The 19,249-nt window shown below is 58.8% G+C and carries 8 protein-coding genes, 4 tRNA genes and 4 rRNA genes; 13 read left to right on the forward strand and 3 right to left on the reverse strand.

The genetic code is table 11. The annotated features are described in order from the left end of the window. Window positions 1–531 precede the first annotated feature (531 nt). On the forward strand, window positions 532–1,182 hold the full coding sequence (locus tag AC1RQ5_RS04770; protein WP_493197304.1) for a TIGR02594 family protein: 651 nt from the start codon (window positions 532–534) through the stop codon (window positions 1,180–1,182). 188 nt (window positions 1,183–1,370) lie between these two features. Here the strand turns inward: AC1RQ5_RS04770 and AC1RQ5_RS04775 are convergent, their stop codons facing one another. Next, window positions 1,371–2,144: an MOSC domain-containing protein gene (locus AC1RQ5_RS04775; RefSeq protein WP_493197306.1), complete on the reverse strand. Its 774-nt coding sequence runs from the start codon at window positions 2,142–2,144 to the stop codon at window positions 1,371–1,373. A gap of 271 nt (window positions 2,145–2,415) precedes the next feature. Here AC1RQ5_RS04775 and clpB point away from each other — a divergent pair, with 271 nt between their 5' ends. Next, on the forward strand, window positions 2,416–5,049 hold the full coding sequence (clpB, locus tag AC1RQ5_RS04780) for an ATP-dependent chaperone ClpB (RefSeq protein ID WP_493197308.1): 2,634 nt from the start codon (window positions 2,416–2,418) through the stop codon (window positions 5,047–5,049). Window positions 5,050–5,123: 74 nt separating this feature from the next. Next, window positions 5,124–5,762, forward strand: a complete 639-nt coding sequence (locus AC1RQ5_RS04785; protein WP_493197310.1) for a Rossmann-fold NAD(P)-binding domain-containing protein — start codon at window positions 5,124–5,126, stop codon at window positions 5,760–5,762. A gap of 2 nt (window positions 5,763–5,764) precedes the next feature. Here the strand turns inward: AC1RQ5_RS04785 and AC1RQ5_RS04790 are convergent, their stop codons facing one another. Next, window positions 5,765–7,834, reverse strand: coding sequence for a M23 family metallopeptidase (locus AC1RQ5_RS04790; RefSeq protein WP_493197312.1), 2,070 nt, complete (start codon window positions 7,832–7,834; stop codon window positions 5,765–5,767). 56 nt (window positions 7,835–7,890) lie between these two features. Here AC1RQ5_RS04790 and AC1RQ5_RS04795 point away from each other — a divergent pair, with 56 nt between their 5' ends. From AC1RQ5_RS04795 to AC1RQ5_RS04825, 7 genes are all read left to right on the forward strand, one after another. Then, entirely contained in the window at window positions 7,891–8,178 is a 288-nt protein-coding gene (locus AC1RQ5_RS04795; RefSeq protein WP_493197314.1) for a hypothetical protein, read from the forward strand. Between the two features lie 532 nt (window positions 8,179–8,710). After that, a 16S ribosomal RNA gene (locus tag AC1RQ5_RS04800) occupies window positions 8,711–10,195 on the forward strand. Between the two features lie 208 nt (window positions 10,196–10,403). Next, window positions 10,404–10,480, forward strand: a tRNA-Ile gene (locus AC1RQ5_RS04805). 106 nt (window positions 10,481–10,586) lie between these two features. Continuing rightward, a tRNA-Ala gene (locus tag AC1RQ5_RS04810) sits at window positions 10,587–10,662 on the forward strand. A 459-nt stretch (window positions 10,663–11,121) separates the two neighbouring features. Further along, window positions 11,122–13,939: ribosomal RNA gene (locus tag AC1RQ5_RS04815) — 23S ribosomal RNA — on the forward strand. A 130-nt stretch (window positions 13,940–14,069) separates the two neighbouring features. Beyond that, window positions 14,070–14,184: ribosomal RNA gene (gene rrf / locus AC1RQ5_RS04820) — 5S ribosomal RNA — on the forward strand. Together the 16S, 23S and 5S rRNA genes with 2 tRNA genes alongside form the textbook arrangement of a ribosomal RNA operon. Before the next feature lie 536 nt (window positions 14,185–14,720). Continuing rightward, window positions 14,721–16,109 (forward strand): amidohydrolase family protein, encoded by a 1,389-nt coding sequence (locus AC1RQ5_RS04825; RefSeq protein WP_493197316.1) that lies wholly within the window; start codon window positions 14,721–14,723, stop codon window positions 16,107–16,109. 112 nt (window positions 16,110–16,221) lie between these two features. Here AC1RQ5_RS04825 and AC1RQ5_RS04830 read toward each other — a convergent pair whose 3' ends face one another. Next, window positions 16,222–16,446, reverse strand: a complete 225-nt coding sequence (locus AC1RQ5_RS04830; protein ID WP_493197318.1) for a hypothetical protein — start codon at window positions 16,444–16,446, stop codon at window positions 16,222–16,224. A gap of 737 nt (window positions 16,447–17,183) precedes the next feature. Here AC1RQ5_RS04830 and AC1RQ5_RS04835 point away from each other — a divergent pair. The 3 genes from AC1RQ5_RS04835 to AC1RQ5_RS04845 all read left to right on the forward strand — a co-directional run bounded on the left by AC1RQ5_RS04835 (window position 17,184) and on the right by AC1RQ5_RS04845 (window position 19,135). Further along, window positions 17,184–18,668 (forward strand): 16S ribosomal RNA (locus AC1RQ5_RS04835). 208 nt (window positions 18,669–18,876) lie between these two features. Then, a tRNA-Ile gene (locus AC1RQ5_RS04840) sits at window positions 18,877–18,953 on the forward strand. 106 nt (window positions 18,954–19,059) lie between these two features. After that, window positions 19,060–19,135, forward strand: a tRNA-Ala gene (locus AC1RQ5_RS04845). Window positions 19,136–19,249 lie beyond the last annotated feature (114 nt).

The raw sequence follows: 19,249 nt of genomic DNA on the forward strand, positions 1-19,249 counted from the left end.
GAGAGTCTGACTCATCAAGCGATGGGGTAATTTTGGCTGGACTTGCTCGGGACAGCAATCCCAGCTCGCTTCTCCGTCCCTCATCCTGAGGAGCCGCGCAGCGGCGTCTCGAAGGATGGCCGCGGGCTCTGCGCCAGGCCAACTCATGGTTCGAGACGGCGCTACGCGCCTCCTCACCATGAGGGACGAGAGTGTGCTGCGCTCCATGGACCGCGTTATCAGTCATCCTTTCAGGATGAGGGCGGAAGAGGCTGCGCCGCTGCCCGCATGCACCCCAAAGATGCAATAAAACTAGCTAATCAAAATAGGTAATATACGAAAGCCTCCCGCTTAGCGGGAGGCTGCTATGTCTAGACGTATTAGAATCGTTAAACTTGAAGGCAAAGCTAAGTCCGGCGCCCAGAAATGAGCCAGATTCGCGCCGTTTGACGTCTTGCTTTCGTCACACGCAGCCTGTTTTCACACACCCCTCACAAAGTTGGAGCGTGTTTCCGATCTGGGGATCGGAGGTATTACGAGGGTTAACTTTCTATGGTTCGTTTTGTTGCGTATCGCCGTGCACTTCGCCTGTCTGCCTTGGCGCTGTGTTCGGCAGCTATCTTTGCTTCCATCTCGCCGGCCTCTGCCCGGCCTCAGCACGGCGCCTCGCGCCATCATTCGCATCACGTCAGCAAATATACTCACAGCTCTCGCAAGCATGTCCGGCATCGTTCGCGCACTCTGCGCCGTCACGCCGCCCGCGCAGAGCAGCAGGCGCCGTCCTTCGGCGATTCCGAAAATTTCGCAAATGCCAATGCGAGCATGAACCAGCCGTCGGGCGGTTTCGGTGGCTCGGGTCTCGTCGACACCGCGCGCAGCTTCATCGGTCGTGGCAATCCGACCGCGCGCGGCCGCCTCTGGTGCGCCGCGTTCATGAATCTCGTGCTGAAGCGCACCGGCCACCAGGGCTCGGGCTCCGACATGGCACGCTCGTTCTCGAGCTATGGCCAGCGTCTGTCCGGTCCGCAGGTCGGCGCCATCGCCGTGATGTCGCGCGGCCGCCGTGGCGGCCATGTGGGCGTCGTGTCGGGCATCGATGCCAAGGGCAATCCGATCATCGTGTCCGGCAATCACGGCAACCGCGTCGCGGAGTCCACGTATTCCAAGGGCCGCGTCTACGCCTATGTGATGCCGTCGAGCTGAGGTGTGTAGGGTGGGCAAAGCGTAGCGTGCCCACCGCAGCTGTCACGACAGAAGATGGTGGGCACGGCGCAAGAGCGCCTTTGCCCACCCTACAAAATGTTTCCGTCATTGCGAGGAGCGCAGCGACGAAGCAATCCAGTCTTCGCTTGCGGCCATGGATTGCTTCGCTTCGCTCGCAATGACGGGGATTACGCTTCCACCTCGATCCGGTCGCCGGGTGCAATCCTGCCGCCGGTGACCACTTCGGCATAGATGCCGCAATCCGCGTGACCATAAGTCTGCTGCAGGGTCTTCGGAATCGTGAGATCGCGGGCCGCCGTATCCGGATCGACATTGGTCGCGGCACAGCGGACGATGCGCTTCACCACCTTCAGGCGGGCATCGCCGATCTTCAGCGTGCGTTCGAGCAGGTCGAATTCGTGCCAGGCCGGCCAGCCCGACACATGCAGGTTGCCGCGGAAGCGGAGCGGATGCACCGGCTGACCGATCGTCTTTTCGAGCTCGGCGACGCTGGCGAGATTGATGATCGACACCACTTTGCGCGGGACGTCGGAAAAGCTGTGGCCCTCGGCGAACAGCACTTTTGGCGGGCCGCGGAGTTCGTCGGCAAAGTTCTCCGCGAAATAGGCCTCGATGGCCGCGCGGCCTTCGGCTGACTGCAGGTCGGCCTGGGCGACCTCGGCGCCATCCTGTCGGATGGTCAGCGTATGGCTGGCGTCGTCATAGTGGCTGCGCAGCGCCGCCAGGCGCTCATTGCGCATCAGCATCAGGAACTGCGTCTTCGGGAAATATTGCGGTGCTCCCGGATCGAAGCCGATCGGCCCGTTCTCGATGGCATAGCGGCGGTCGGCCGGCAGCGGCTGGCCGGGCGATAGCGCGACATCGGTCAGCGGCTCGGGCGTCAGGCCCTTGACGGGATAGCGATAGATGCTGGCGAGGCTGGCATAAGGCTGTGCGGTCATGGTTGGGCCTTCGAGGTGGACCGTCATTGCGAGGAGCGCAAGCGACGAAGCAATCCAGTTCTTCCTTCGTATGGCGCTGGATTGCTTCGTCGCCAAGGGGCTCCTCGCAATGACGGCAGGGGCCGGATACCAAATTTTATATGAGGCTCTTCCCTTTTCGGAACTTGGTGCCCACATTTCGGTCAAGCTGGTTTTAACGCCAGCGACACCCAATGAAGATGCCGGGCCCGTGCTTTCGAGGCGAGACCGGCAGGCCGAGGGACAACACACGATGAATATTGAAAAATACACCGAACGGGTGCGCGGCTTTATCCAGTCGGCGCAATCACTGGCCGTGCGCGAGGGCCACCAGCAATTCTCGCCGCTGCATATTCTGAAAGTCCTGCTCGACGATAGCGAAGGGCTCGCCGGCGGTCTGATCGACCGCGCCGGTGGCAATTCCCGCGCGATCCTGAAGGCGACCGAGGACCAGTTGGGCAAGCTGCCAAAAGTCTCGGGCTCCGGGGCAGGGCAGGTCTATCTCGCGCCCGCCACGGCGCGCGCACTGGATGCGGCCGAACAGGCCGCCGAGAAGGCCGGCGACAGCTTTGTCACCGTCGAGCGCCTGCTGCTGGCGCTGACACTGGACAAGGACTCAGAGGCCGGACAGCTGCTCAACAAGGGCGGCGTCACCCCGCAAAATCTCAATGCCGCGATCAATGCGCTGCGCAAGGGCCGTACGGCGGATTCCGCCACGGCCGAAAACGCCTATGACGCGCTGAAGAAATATGCCCGCGACCTCACCCAGGCGGCGCGCGACGGCAAGCTCGATCCGGTGATCGGCCGCGACGAGGAAATCCGCCGCACGATCCAGGTTCTGTCGCGACGGACCAAGAACAATCCCGTGCTGATCGGCGAGCCCGGCGTCGGCAAGACCGCCATCGCGGAAGGGCTGGCGCTGCGCATCCTCAATGGCGACGTGCCGGAGAGCCTCAAGGACAAGAAGCTGCTGTCGCTCGATCTCGGCGCGCTGATTGCCGGCGCCAAATATCGCGGCGAATTCGAGGAGCGGCTGAAGGCCGTGCTCGGCGAGGTCACCTCGGCCGAAGGCGGCATCATCCTGTTCATCGACGAGATGCATCAGCTGATCGGCGCCGGCAAAGGCGATGGCGCCATGGATGCGTCGAACCTCCTGAAGCCTGCTTTGGCGCGCGGCGAGCTGCATTGCATCGGCGCCACCACGCTGGATGAATATCGCAAGCATGTGGAGAAGGACGCCGCTCTGGCGCGGCGCTTCCAGCCGATCTTCGTGGCCGAGCCGAGTGTCGAGGACACCGTCTCGATCCTGCGCGGCTTGAAGGACAAATACGAGCAGCATCACGGCGTGCGCATCACGGACTCCGCGCTGGTTGCCGCCGTCACGCTGTCGAACCGCTACATCACCGACCGCTTCCTGCCGGACAAGGCCATCGACCTGATGGACGAGGCCTCGGCGCGGCTGAAGATGCAGGTCGATTCCAAGCCGGAAGAGCTGGATTCGATGGATCGCGAGATCATCCGGCTCAAGATCGAGCAGGAGGCCCTGAAGAAGGAAACCGATGCCGGCTCCAAGACCCGGCTGGAGAATCTGGAAAAGGAGCTGGTCGAACTCGAGGAGAAATCCGCGGCGCTGACCCAGAAATGGTCGGCCGAGAAGAACAAGCTGTCGGATGCGCAGAAGCTCAAGAGCGAGCTCGATAGCCTGCGCCTCGAACTCGCCGATGCGCAGCGCCGCGGCGAATATCAGCGCGCCGGTGAGCTGGCCTATGGCCGCATTCCCGATCTCGAAAAGCGGCTGGCCGATATCGAGGCCAACGAGAATTCCGAGATGATGGAGGAGGCGGTCACCGCCAATCACATCGCCCAGGTGGTCTCGCGCTGGACCGGCGTGCCCGTGGACAAGATGCTGGAAGGCGAGAAGGACAAGCTGCTGCGGATGGAGCTGAGCCTTGGCAGCCGCGTCGTCGGCCAGTCCGAGGCGGTGCGTGCGGTCTCGACCGCGGTGCGCCGCTCGCGCGCGGGCCTGCAGGATCCGAACCGGCCGATCGGCTCGTTCATGTTCTTAGGTCCCACCGGCGTCGGCAAGACCGAGCTGACCAAGGCGCTCGCCGCCTATCTGTTCGACGACGAGACGGCGATGGTCCGGCTCGACATGTCCGAATATATGGAGAAGCACTCGGTCTCGCGGCTGATCGGCGCCCCTCCGGGCTATGTCGGCTATGACGAGGGCGGCGCGCTCACCGAAGCCGTGCGGCGCAGGCCTTATCAGGTCGTGCTGTTCGACGAGGTGGAGAAGGCGCATCCCGATGTGTTCAACGTGCTCCTGCAGGTGCTCGATGACGGCCGCCTGACCGATGGTCAGGGCCGCACCGTCGATTTCCGCAACACGCTGATCATCATGACGTCGAATCTCGGCTCGGAATTCCTGGTCAACCAGCCGGAGGGCGAGGATACGTCGGCGGTGCGCGAACTGGTGATGGGCAATGTGCGCGCCCATTTCCGCCCCGAATTCCTCAACCGCGTGGACGAGATCATCCTGTTCCATCGGCTGCAGAAGAGCGAGATGGGACGGATCGTCGAGATCCAGTTCGCCCGGCTGCTGAAGCTGCTGGAGGATCGCAAGATCGTGCTGGCGCTCGATGACGCCGCCCGCGACTGGCTCGCCGAAAAGGGCTGGGATCCCGCTTACGGTGCCCGCCCGCTCAAGCGCGTGATCCAGCGCAGCGTGCAGGACCCGCTGGCGGAAATGATCCTGGCGGGTGATGTCAGGGACGGCGACCGCGTCGAGATCGGCACGGAAGGCAATGTGCTGACCTTCAATGGTGTGCCGGCAGGTGCGACGGATCTTGCCGACTTCGACGTGCCGGCGAAGCGGATGCTGAATTGAGCGCTGTCAGCGTCGTATAAGACAGGCGGCCTGAACTTCGCGGTTCAGGCCGTTTCCATATGGGGAGGTGAGAGATGACACGCATTCTGGTGGTGGGGGCGTCCGGTCTCGTCGGCGGTCACGTCGTCGCCAAGGCGCTGGTTGATGATCGCATCACACGACTGGTCGCGCCGACCCGCCGACCGCTCGATGCACATCCCAAACTCGACAATCCTTTGGTGGATTTCGATCATCTGCCGGAACAGGCCGACTGGTGGGGCGTGGATGGTGTTATCTGTGCGCTCGGAACCACGCGGGCCAAGGCCGGATCGGATGCAGCCTTTCGCACCGTCGACTACGATTACCCGCTCGCTGTCGCGCGGCTCACGCATCGCCACGGCGCCACGCGCTTTGCACTGAACTCATCGCTCGGCGCCGATGCGGCGTCGCGGCTGCTTTATTCACGCACCAAGGGGGAGATCGAGGCGGCGATCAAGGCGGTGGGCTTTGCGTCGCTGACCATCGTGCGGCCAGGATTGATCGGCGGCGACCGGGATGAATTCCGGCTGGGCGAGCGGATCGCGTCGGTGGTTCTCGGGATGCTTGGGCCAGTGCTGCCAAGGCGCTACCGGATCAGCCCGGCAGAAAAAATCGCCGATGCGCTGATCGACGCTGCGGTGGCCGGTGCATCAGGTGTTCATCTGATCGAGGCGGAGCGGCTTGCGGCTGGCTGATCTCAGCGCGTGGTGATCGACCGCGTCTGCGGCGGCGTAGCCACACCCGTGCTGCCGGTCGCATCCGACACCCGCGCCGAGCCGCGCTGGTTCATCTGCGTATCGATCTGGTCGCGCGCCTTCTCGAAGCTCGCCATCATCGGGCCTTCCAGCGAGCGGCCGCGCGGCAGGCGCACGCGCATGGGATCGACGAAGCGGCCATTGACCAGGATTTCGTAATGCACATGGGCGCCGGTCGACAGACCGGTGGAGCCGACGAAGCCGATCACCTGGCCCTGACGGACGCGCTTGCCGGGCTCCATGCCCTTGGCGAAGGCCGACATATGGCCATAGGCGGTCTCGTAGCCGTTATTGTGCTTCACGCGGATATATTTGCCGTAGCCGCCTTCCCAGCCCACCTTCTCGATGGCGCCATTGCCCGAGGCGAAGATCGGCGTGCCATAGGGGGCGGACCAGTCCACGCCCGTATGCATCTTGGTGTAGCCGAGGATGGGATGGCGGCGGCCGCCGAAGCCGGAGCGCATGATGGCGTTGTTGACGGGCTTGCGGACCAGGAACTTCTTCGCGCTCTTGCCGGTCTCGTCATAGAAATCGACCACGGAATCGTCGTCGGTCTTGAAGCGATAATATTTCTTGGTTTCGCCGCCGACGGTGAGCGAGGCGAACAGCACCTCGTTGCGATCGGGATTGGCGGAGCCTTCGTCTTCGCTGGCGAAGTAGACGTCGAAGCTATCGCCCGGCTGCACGCGGCGCTGGAAGTCGACATCGTAGGAATAGATCTTGATCATGTCCTCGATGACGGTGGCCGGCACCTTGTTGCGCAGGGCCGTCTCGTAAATGCTCTGATAGAGGCGGACGCCGGTGCCGTCGTCCTCTTCCTCGTCATCGTCATTGGGAGCGGCGACCTGGGTCGCGGTATTCATGGTCGAGACATCGACGGCGACATATTTGCCGAGATCGGACAATGCGGCCACGGCTTCGACCGTTGCGTCTGTCGCGACCACGACGCGATAGGGCATCAGGCGCAGGCCGGGACCGGCCGGCGCCATCAGGATGCGCAGCTTCTGGCCTTCGCGCAGGCCGCCATCGCGGCCCTTGGCGCCGAGCGTCAGCGCGATCTGGCGGGCTTCCTCCGGGGAAGCGCCCTGATCGCGCAGGATGCCGGGGACGGTCTCGCCCTTCTTGACGATATGGATGCGTTCGCCGGTGGGATTGCCGCCGGTGATCTGCTCCTTGGTCTTGGCGAGGAGGGTGACGTTTTCCGGCACGATGCGGGTCTCGAAGCCCGCATAGGGATCGGCCACATTGCCTTCGGCCGCATAGGCCATCTTCATTTCGCTGCCGGCGCCGCTGTAATCCTGCGCGCCGCCGATGGAGGCGTAACGCACGCCGCCCTGGCCGCGCCAGTTCGAGGCATCGCGCACGCGCATCAGGACGTCGTCAATGGCGACCGATGCGGCGATCTTGGCTTTCGGCAGCACCTGCGCGAGATCGCGGGTGACGAAGGAGACTTCGGCATCGGGCTCGGCGGTCTCGGTGGTGTTGCCGGCATCTTCCGCCGTCGGCTGTGCGCCACCGACATCGGTGAGCAGGCGCTGCGCGTTGAAGGCCGGCACCTTGGCGGAGAGATCGCTGGTCGCCATCACCAGATTGCCGGAGATTTTGACGTAAGGCCGCACGCGCATCACATCGCGATTGCCGACGCGCGTCACTGTCGAGACGCGGAATACCTGGCGCGCGGCGGATGCTTCGCTCGGCGGCGGCAGGCGATCGGCTTTATGCAGGCTGGCTTTGTCGCCCGGGCTGACAGCGCCGCGCAGCGCGCTTTCCACGCGCTCGGGCAGCTTGGCGAATGTCATCTCGCCATCGAGCGACGCGAAAACGGCGCCGCCGATCAGAGCCGCGCCGCAGAGACCTGTCAGAATCGTGCCGGAGAACCATTGGACGGAGACGCGACGGCGATCGATCACCGCGGCTTCGGAGCCATCAACGGAGAGTGGCGGCTCGTGGCCGAGATCGATGATCCCGGTCTCACGATTATAGGCGCCACTGCGTGACAGTCCGTGGTTCAAACCGTAGTCCCCCAAAGTGCCGGCGTCCGGCGACGAAGCTTCCCTGGCTCGGTCGCATGGATGATCGCACGGCGCGGGCCAAAATGCTGGCCCAAGGTCAAATCGTCAATGCTGCAGAGAGGCTGTTACCGTCTTGCACATGTCGTCCAGGCTGCGTGTCCGGCGATCCTTCTATAGCGATCCATCCACTGATCGCCAGACAGATCACCATGTCGCCGTCGTCGCAGCCGCCGGGGATGGATTTTCCGGTCCCGGAACCGAAAAGATTTCGCGGTTCCGACAAAGAATCTTCATCCAAGGCCGCGTCAGAACGCCGGATCAATGTGGCTTTGATGCGGCGTTAGCGCTGATAAACCTACGCTTTTCCGCCTGCGAAGATTCTTCGGCACTGCGTGACGATTTTCTGACGAAACGCGTTGACAGGTCCGGTCGTCCCCCCCTATAAGACGGCCACTGAGCGCGGCGGCGCCGGGGCCCAACGGCCCGGGCGGTTTGACGCGCTCCGGAAATCAACATCGCGACAGTGATGAAGTAGCCGATAGGTCTCGGCTGCTGAATTGTTGTCGAATAGATTGTTGAGAGAGATTTTGACGCCTCCGGCGTCGGGCTGTTTGACAAGTTGAGAAGAAGAAAGAGAAACGTGGACGGCGGAGTCCTTGCGGGTCTCGGTTCGGAGGCATTCGGCGCAAGCTGGTGTTGATGGATTGAGGCCGGACGAAAGACTTCGGCGGCACTACGTTTTTTACAAGGAAACACCATCGCTGTTTTTGCGCTGTGAAGCGCGGACGGCATGTTGGTTGGGCTTCGGTCTGATCGACGTAGAATGGTGGGATCCTCGTCAAACGTTGTGATTATGCCGGTTTAAAGTTTCAAGTCCAACTTGAGAGTTTGATCCTGGCTCAGAGCGAACGCTGGCGGCAGGCTTAACACATGCAAGTCGAACGGGCACTTCGGTGTCAGTGGCAGACGGGTGAGTAACACGTGGGAACGTACCTTTTGGTTCGGAACAACACAGGGAAACTTGTGCTAATACCGGATAAGCCCTTACGGGGAAAGATTTATCGCCAAAAGATCGGCCCGCGTCTGATTAGCTAGTTGGTAGGGTAACGGCCTACCAAGGCGACGATCAGTAGCTGGTCTGAGAGGATGATCAGCCACATTGGGACTGAGACACGGCCCAAACTCCTACGGGAGGCAGCAGTGGGGAATATTGGACAATGGGCGCAAGCCTGATCCAGCCATGCCGCGTGAGTGATGAAGGCCCTAGGGTTGTAAAGCTCTTTTGTACGGGAAGATAATGACGGTACCGTAAGAATAAGCCCCGGCTAACTTCGTGCCAGCAGCCGCGGTAATACGAAGGGGGCTAGCGTTGCTCGGAATCACTGGGCGTAAAGGGTGCGTAGGCGGGTTTTTAAGTCAGAGGTGAAATCCTGGAGCTCAACTCCAGAACTGCCTTTGATACTGGGAATCTTGAGTATGGAAGAGGTGAGTGGAACTGCGAGTGTAGAGGTGAAATTCGTAGATATTCGCAAGAACACCAGTGGCGAAGGCGGCTCACTGGTCCATAACTGACGCTGAGGCACGAAAGCGTGGGGAGCAAACAGGATTAGATACCCTGGTAGTCCACGCCGTAAACGATGAATGCCAGCCGTTAGTGGGTTTACTCACTAGTGGCGCAGCTAACGCTTTAAGCATTCCGCCTGGGGAGTACGGTCGCAAGATTAAAACTCAAAGGAATTGACGGGGGCCCGCACAAGCGGTGGAGCATGTGGTTTAATTCGACGCAACGCGCAGAACCTTACCAGCCCTTGACATGTCCAGGACCGGCACCAGAGATGGAGCCTTCTCTTCGGAGCCTGGAGCACAGGTGCTGCATGGCTGTCGTCAGCTCGTGTCGTGAGATGTTGGGTTAAGTCCCGCAACGAGCGCAACCCCCGTCTTTAGTTGCTACCATTTAGTTGAGCACTCTAAAGAGACTGCCGGTGATAAGCCGCGAGGAAGGTGGGGATGACGTCAAGTCCTCATGGCCCTTACGGGCTGGGCTACACACGTGCTACAATGGCGGTGACAATGGGATGCAAAAGGGCGACCTCTCGCAAATCTCAAAAAGCCGTCTCAGTTCGGATTGGACTCTGCAACTCGAGTCCATGAAGTTGGAATCGCTAGTAATCGTGGATCAGCATGCCACGGTGAATACGTTCCCGGGCCTTGTACACACCGCCCGTCACACCATGGGAGTTGGTTCTACCTGAAGGCAGTGCGCTAACCGCAAGGGGGCAGCTGACCACGGTAGGGTCAGCGACTGGGGTGAAGTCGTAACAAGGTAGCCGTAGGGGAACCTGCGGCTGGATCACCTCCTTTCTAAGGATGGATCTTCAGAGCTTGCTCTATCGATCCTCTTTTGAAACATCAGTGGCCAGACATTGGATCAATGTCTGAGCTGCATTGGCGGGGCACCGCCGTCTTCGTTTCTCTTTCTTCGCGGACGAACACACGCTGGGGCGTGCTCGTGACGCTTACAGTCGATCGCAAGGTCGTGCTGAGCGCAGAGCTTTGCCCTTTGTTGTTAGGGCTTGTAGCTCAGTTGGTTAGAGCGCGCGCTTGATAAGCGTGAGGTCGGAAGTTCAAGTCTTCCCAGGCCCACCATATTTGCGCGCTTTACTTTTGAAGCTGCTGCTTACGTCGACATCTCGTGCGACAGCATCGCATCTGCAAAACATTGGTTCTCAATGTTGAGCATTCGTCTCTGGAAGGGGGCATAGCTCAGCTGGGAGAGCGCGTGCTTTGCAAGCATGAGGTCGTCGGTTCGATCCCGTCTGCCTCCACCAGAAACGGTTTGAGGCTCGGGACTAACAAACAAAACCATCTTCGACTGAAGATCAGTGTGTTCACGGTGAGCGCCATACGGGCAGCTCCTGGACAGTCCGCAATTGACTTCGCTTGCAGCATCACTGATGCCGCTTGCGGGATTTATGACATCGTAAAGAGGAAATCGATCCGAACAGGATCCTGGGACGCAAGTCCGGGGATTGCTGTGTAATCTCCCGGATCAGAACGAACGCTTGCAGGTTTTAGGACTTGCTCGCTTCCGTGACTGATCCGTTCTGGTGAAGCTTGACCGCATTGCCATCGGTTCGATTTTGAGAAGCAAATAACTGGTCTTTCTAAATCATATCCAGCTGCTTGAAGTTCGTGATGCTTGACCGCGTCGCGGGCGGATCTTGCGTTTCGACGCAGGGCAGCTTGCAGCAAACTCTGCCGAGTGTGTGGATATTGATAATGAGAGCAATCAAGTGTCTTAAGGGTATTCGGTGGATGCCTTGGCAATGAGAGGCGATGAAGGACGTGCTACGCTGCGATAAGCTATGGGGAGCCGCGAAGAGGCTTTGATCCATAGATTTCCGAATGGGGAAACCCACCTTCGATAGCCGAAACTCTAAGGTCGTCGTTACGCAAGTGACGGTGATTTTGGATTTTCGGTTATCAGTTGAAGGTATGAAACTCCTGAATACATAGGGGGTTTTAAGCGAACCCGGGGAACTGAAACATCTAAGTACCCGGAGGAAAGGACATCAACAGAGACTCCGTTAGTAGTGGCGAGCGAACGCGGACCAGGCCAGTGTTACATCAAAGACAATCGGAAGCAGTCAGGAAAGCTGCGCCTCAGAGGGTGATAGCCCCGTACGAGTAATGCGATGATGTAGCCTCGAGTAAGGCGGGACACGTGAAATCCTGTCTGAACGTGGGGGGACCACCCTCCAAGCCTAAGTACTCCTCATTGACCGATAGCGAACTAGTACCGTGAGGGAAAGGTGAAAAGCACCCCGACGAGGGGAGTGAAATAGACCTGAAACCGGATACCTACAAACAGACGGAGCCCAAGATACGTTCTGGGTGACGTCGTACCTTTTGTATTATGGGCCAGCGACTTAATTTAACGAGCAAGCTTAAGCCGATAGGTGTATGCGCAGCGAAAGCGAGTCTGAATAGGGCGTTAAGTTCGTTGTATTAGACCCGAAACCTAGTGATCTAGCCATGGGCAGGTTGAAGGTGAGGTAACACTCACTGGAGGACCGAACGGGTGCCTGTTGAAAAAGGCTCCGATGACCTGTGGTTAGGGGTGAAAGGCCAATCAAACTGGGAAATAGCTGGTTCTCCGCGAAAGATATTTAGGTATCGCCTCGGATGAATACCGTGGGGGGTAGAGCACTGAATGGGCTAGGGGGACTTACCGTCTTACCAACCCCAATCAAACTCCGAATACCCACGAGTACTATCCGGGAGTCACACAGCGGGTGCTAACGTCCGTTGTGGAGAGGGAAACAACCCGGACCTACAGCTAAGGCCCCTAATTCGTGGCTAAGTGGGAAAGGATGTGGGAATCCCAAAACAACCAGGAGGTTGGCTTAGAAGCAGCCATCCTTTAAAGAAAGCGTAACAGCTCACTGGTCTAAATAAGGGTTCCTGCGCCGAAGATGTAACGGGGCTCAAGCCACGAGCCGAAGCTTAGGGTGTGCACGCAAGTGTACGCGGTAGCGGAGCGTTCTGTAAGCCTGCGAAGGGCGACCCGTGAGGGCGCCTGGAGGTATCAGAAGTGCGAATGCTGGCATGAGTAACGACAAACACTGTGAAAGACAGTGTCGCCGAAAGTCCAAGGGTTCCTGCGTAAAGTTAATCTTCGCAGGGTTAGCCGGTCCCTAAGGCGAGGCCGAAAGGCGTAGTCGATGGGAATCACGTGAATATTCGTGAGCCAGTGGGTGGTGACGGATCTCTTATGTTGTTCGACCTTATTGGATTGGTCGGGCCTCGACGAGGTTCCAGGAAATAGCCCCCACATTAGACCGTACCCGAAACCGACACAGGTGGACTGGTAGAGTATACCAAGGCGCTTGAGAGAACTATGTTGAAGGAACTCGGCAATTTACCTCTGTAACTTCGGGATAAAGAGGCCCAGTGCATACGCAAGTGTGCATTGGGGGCACAGACCAGGGGGTGGCAACTGTTTAACAAAAACACAGGGCTCTGCGAAATCGCAAGATGACGTATAGGGTCTGACGCCTGCCCGGTGCCGGAAGGTTAAGAGGAGGAGTGCAAGCTCTGAATTGAAGCCCCGGTAAACGGCGGCCGTAACTATAACGGTCCTAAGGTAGCGAAATTCCTTGTCGGGTAAGTTCCGACCTGCACGAATGGCGTAATGACTTCCCCGCTGTCTCCAACATAGACTCAGTGAAATTGAATTCCCCGTGAAGATGCGGGGTTCCTGCGGTCAGACGGAAAGACCCCGTGCACCTTTACTGTAGCTTTGCGCTGGTATTCGTGACTGTTTGTGTAGAATAGGTGGTAGGCTTTGAAGCCATGGCGCCAGCCGTGGTGGAGCCGCAATGTGAAATACCACCCTAATGGTTATGGATATCTAACCGCATCCCATCATCTGGGATCGGGACAGCGCATGGTGGGCAGTTTGACTGGGGCGGTCGCCTCCCAAAGAGTAACGGAGGCGTGCGAAGGTAGGCTCAGAACGGTCGGAAATCGTTCGTTGAGTATAATGGCATAAGCCTGCCTGACTGCGAGACCAACAAGTCGAGCAGAGACGAAAGTCGGTCATAGTGATCCGGTGGTCCCGCGTGGATGGGCCATCGCTCAACGGATAAAAGGTACGCCGGGGATAACAGGCTGATGACGCCCAAGAGTCCATATCGACGGCGTCGTTTGGCACCTCGATGTCGGCTCATCACATCCTGGGGCTGGAGAAGGTCCCAAGGGTTCGGCTGTTCGCCGATTAAAGTGGTACGTGAGCTGGGTTCAGAACGTCGTGAGACAGTTCGGTCCCTATCTGCCGTGGGTGTAGGAATATTGAGAGGATTTGTCCCTAGTACGAGAGGACCGGGATGAACGTACCTCTGGTGGAGCTGTTGTCGCGCCAGCGGCAGTGCAGCATAGCTATGTACGGACGGGATAACCGCTGAAAGCATCTAAGCGGGAAACCCACCTCAAAACGAGTATTCCCTTGAGAACCGTGGAAGACGACCACGTTGATAGGCCGGATGTGGAAGTACAGTAATGTATGTAGCTTACCGGTACTAATCGTTCGATTGGCTTGATTGCTCTCATTTTCAATGTCCATGGATCAGCATGACCTCTGAAAATGATGACGAGAGACGCATCGCGTCTCCTTAGAAAGACCAAACAGCGTAAAACGCTTAGAGTTATTTGCTTCAGCTTTGTCCTTCGCCGGCCTGGTGGTTCTAGCGAGGAGCCTCAACCCGATCCCATCCCGAACTCGGCCGTTAAACTCCTCAGCGCCAATGGTACTATGGCTTAAGCCCTGGGAGAGTAGGTCGCTGCCAGGCCTGCAAAGGACAAACACGTCTCAAATTCCTCTACGATGATCACACACCAAAAACGCCGCGCTCCAGAAATGGAACGCGGCGTTTTTGCGTTTGGCGACACTTACGACAATCACTCCAAACACTCCGCCCTCATGGTGTTGAGACGCCCCGTGCGAGCAGCAGCGCCACACACGCCGCCCTCATCCTGAGGAGCGTCCGCAGGACGCGTCGCGAAGGATGGCCGCACGCGCTGTATCCAGCCAGCTCATGGTTCGAGACGCGCGCAAAAAGCGCGCTCCTCACCATGAGGGACGGAGGTTGGGGTTCCTCAGGATCAGGAATTGAGTGGGCCGATCCCTGATACGCTCCTTACCAGGAGGGGCGGAGTGTCGTCGCTTCAAGCGCACGTCGCAGCGCCGGCGCACTGGCAACCTCTCGTGTTGCGACGAAACGCCGTTGCAGATTGTGCCTCTCCGCGGATCGTCCTGTTGCATCGCGACGTTAGTGATCGTCACGCGCATCTGTTCGCGCGACATCACTTCCGACCGGAGCCGGCCTTGGCGATCTCTCGACGCGACCTTCTGCTTGGCGGCTCTGCCGCCGTGATCTCCGGCGCCTGTCCAGCGAGGGCGCGCGCGCAAACGTCAGCACAGAACGAGCAGGTGTTGACCGGCGGCTATGTGCTCTCGCTCGATCCCGTCATCGGTGATCTTTCGAAGGGCGATGTGCATATCCGCAATGGTGCGATTGTCGCTGTTGCGCCGTCGATTGCAGCACCCGGCGTGCCACGTCGCGACATGAGCGGCCGCGTGATCATGCCCGGCTTCGTCGATACCCATTGGCATATGTGGAATTCCATTGCGCGCGGGTTCGGCCATACGCGGCTCGGCCCGTTTGCAAAATCCATGGGTGCGCTGTCGCGGGTGTGGACGCCCGAAGCCAGCGCGCTCAGCGTGCGGCTCGCTTGCGCCGAGGCCGTGCAAAGCGGAATCACCACGGTCAATAACTGGGCGCACAACATCAAGGCGCGCGATTTCGCCGATGCCGAACTCGATGCACAGAAAGCCAGCGGCCTGCGCGGCCGCTTTTCGTATGGCTATCCGCAATCGATCGGCAAAGGCGTGCTGATGGATCTCGATGGCATCGAGATCATGAAGACCGATGAATTCGGCCTCAACAATCGAAGCCTGGTGTCTCTCGGCATCTGCGCGCGGGGCCCCGATCGCTGCGAGCCCGCGGTGTGGCGCGGCGAATGGGCGGCGGCACGCGAATTCAAGCTGCCGATCACTGCGCATATCGCATCGGATCGCGCCGCTGGCGGCATGGCCGGCATCTCGATCCTGAATCGTGAAGGACTGCTCGGCCCGGACGTGCTGCTGGTCCACGCGACCCATGCGAGCCCGTCCGATCTGCGCCTGCTCGCCGAGACGAAATCACCGCTGTCGATCAGTCCGTGGACCGAGCTCGAAGTCGGCTATGGCGTGCCGCCGCTGGCGCAGATGATGGATGCGCGTGTGCCCATGAGTCTGTCGGTCGACAATATGGTGCTGGCCGGCAATGCCGACATGTTCGGCGTCATGCGGGTGACTGCGGATCTCGCTGCCGGCATGGCCGAGAAGCAGGGCGCGTTGTCGGATCGAACGGTGTTGCAATGGGCCACCATGGGCGGTGCCGATGCGCTCGGTCTCGGCAAGCTTGTCGGCAGTCTGACTGTCGGCAAGCGCGCCGACATCATCGCTGTGCGATCGGACGCGCTTAACACCAGCCCTGTGAAGAACGTGGATTTCCTGCTGACTCATGGCGCGCGCCCCAATGATGTCGATTTCGTCATGATCGACGGCGTGGTGCACAAGGAGAATGGTCGTCACACCCGCATCGATGTGCCCGCATTGCTCGCGGAATCCAGCGACATGATCCGGCGATTGCGCGTCCAGGCGGATATCTGATGCAGTTCGATCGTGTGCCGCAGCGTGCATCGTCTCATCGCATATTGCTGTGAAGAGAAAATTGAAGGTCGCGTCGAAGTTCGAAGCCGTCACGACAAGCGCGCTTTCACATTCATCCGCCGAGACAACCGATCGCGTCGAAAAATATTTCGAGGCATTTGCTGCCATCATGCGCGACGACTGACGTGTCATCGCAGGCTGCGAGCTCGTTCGCGTGAGCTCTCAGCATCGCAATGCGATAAAGAAAATCATCGTGGCGCAAAAAAAGTTTGCGCGCCTGCTCGCAAAACGCAGCAATTTCCACACAGCGAACATGGTGGAAACCGCTGCGCTGCAAGCGAATCTCGCGACGGATCGCGCATGAATCTGGTGCGACAAGTTTCTGACGATTCAGCGTTGACAGTTTCAGGAGCCAGCCCCTATAAGACGGCCACTGAGCGCGGCGGCGCCGGGGCCCAACGGCCCGGGACGCAAACCACTCGGTAAGCTCCTTCACTTCGAAGTGTGCATCAACAATCGATCAGTTGTCGGTTGTTGATTTTGCGTCGAGGGTAAGGTGTGGGGCTTCTAGGAATAGAAGCGTCACGGTCTCCTTCTTCAGAAGGATTCATCGCTCCGCCGAAATGACGGGCTGATGAAAATTCTGAAAAAAGAGGTTGCTTCCTTCTTCGGGAGGGTCTACTGGTTCGCTCCCTTCGGGGCGCAGGCATCCACGAGATGCCGACCTGTTAGGTCTCATTCTGAAGCGATCTTCCACGGAAGATCAAAGATCGAGATTTTCTCCTCGCCAGAGGAGGTGACGCTTTCGCGTCGGGCTGTTTGACAAGTTGAGAAGAAGAAAGAGAAACGTGGACGGCGGAGTCCTTGCGGGTCTCGCATGACGAAACTTCGGTTTTGTTATTGTGAGACCGGACGAAAGACTTCGGCGGCACTACGTTTTTTACAAGGAAACACCATCGCTGTTTTTGCGCTGTGAAGCGCGGACGGCATGTTGGTTGGGCTTCGGTCTGATCGACGTAGAATGGTGGGATCCTCGTCAAACGTTGTGATTATGCCGGTTTAAAGTTTCAAGTCCAACTTGAGAGTTTGATCCTGGCTCAGAGCGAACGCTGGCGGCAGGCTTAACACATGCAAGTCGAACGGGCACTTCGGTGTCAGTGGCAGACGGGTGAGTAACACGTGGGAACGTACCTTTTGGTTCGGAACAACACAGGGAAACTTGTGCTAATACCGGATAAGCCCTTACGGGGAAAGATTTATCGCCAAAAGATCGGCCCGCGTCTGATTAGCTAGTTGGTAGGGTAACGGCCTACCAAGGCGACGATCAGTAGCTGGTCTGAGAGGATGATCAGCCACATTGGGACTGAGACACGGCCCAAACTCCTACGGGAGGCAGCAGTGGGGAATATTGGACAATGGGCGCAAGCCTGATCCAGCCATGCCGCGTGAGTGATGAAGGCCCTAGGGTTGTAAAGCTCTTTTGTACGGGAAGATAATGACGGTACCGTAAGAATAAGCCCCGGCTAACTTCGTGCCAGCAGCCGCGGTAATACGAAGGGGGCTAGCGTTGCTCGGAATCACTGGGCGTAAAGGGTGCGTAGGCGGGTTTTTAAGTCAGAGGTGAAATCCTGGAGCTCAACTCCAGAACTGCCTTTGATACTGGGAATCTTGAGTATGGAAGAGGTGAGTGGAACTGCGAGTGTAGAGGTGAAATTCGTAGATATTCGCAAGAACACCAGTGGCGAAGGCGGCTCACTGGTCCATAACTGACGCTGAGGCACGAAAGCGTGGGGAGCAAACAGGATTAGATACCCTGGTAGTCCACGCCGTAAACGATGAATGCCAGCCGTTAGTGGGTTTACTCACTAGTGGCGCAGCTAACGCTTTAAGCATTCCGCCTGGGGAGTACGGTCGCAAGATTAAAACTCAAAGGAATTGACGGGGGCCCGCACAAGCGGTGGAGCATGTGGTTTAATTCGACGCAACGCGCAGAACCTTACCAGCCCTTGACATGTCCAGGACCGGCACCAGAGATGGAGCCTTCTCTTCGGAGCCTGGAGCACAGGTGCTGCATGGCTGTCGTCAGCTCGTGTCGTGAGATGTTGGGTTAAGTCCCGCAACGAGCGCAACCCCCGTCTTTAGTTGCTACCATTTAGTTGAGCACTCTAAAGAGACTGCCGGTGATAAGCCGCGAGGAAGGTGGGGATGACGTCAAGTCCTCATGGCCCTTACGGGCTGGGCTACACACGTGCTACAATGGCGGTGACAATGGGATGCAAAAGGGCGACCTCTCGCAAATCTCAAAAAGCCGTCTCAGTTCGGATTGGACTCTGCAACTCGAGTCCATGAAGTTGGAATCGCTAGTAATCGTGGATCAGCATGCCACGGTGAATACGTTCCCGGGCCTTGTACACACCGCCCGTCACACCATGGGAGTTGGTTCTACCTGAAGGCAGTGCGCTAACCGCAAGGGGGCAGCTGACCACGGTAGGGTCAGCGACTGGGGTGAAGTCGTAACAAGGTAGCCGTAGGGGAACCTGCGGCTGGATCACCTCCTTTCTAAGGATGGATCTTCAGAGCTTGCTCTATCGATCCTCTTTTGAAACATCAGTGGCCAGACATTGGATCAATGTCTGAGCTGCATTGGCGGGGCACCGCCGTCTTCGTTTCTCTTTCTTCGCGGACGAACACACGCTGGGGCGTGCTCGTGACGCTTACAGTCGATCGCAAGGTCGTGCTGAGCGCAGAGCTTTGCCCTTTGTTGTTAGGGCTTGTAGCTCAGTTGGTTAGAGCGCGCGCTTGATAAGCGTGAGGTCGGAAGTTCAAGTCTTCCCAGGCCCACCATATTTGCGCGCTTTACTTTTGAAGCTGCTGCTTACGTCGACATCTCGTGCGACAGCATCGCATCTGCAAAACATTGGTTCTCAATGTTGAGCATTCGTCTCTGGAAGGGGGCATAGCTCAGCTGGGAGAGCGCGTGCTTTGCAAGCATGAGGTCGTCGGTTCGATCCCGTCTGCCTCCACCAGAAACGGTTTGAGGCTCGGGACTAACAAACAAAACCATCTTCGACTGAAGATCAGTGTGTTCACGGTGAGCGCCATACGGGCAGCTCCTGGACAGTCCGCAATTGACTTCGCTT

Source organism: Tardiphaga sp. GW821-FHT12E02 (assembly GCF_058807155.1).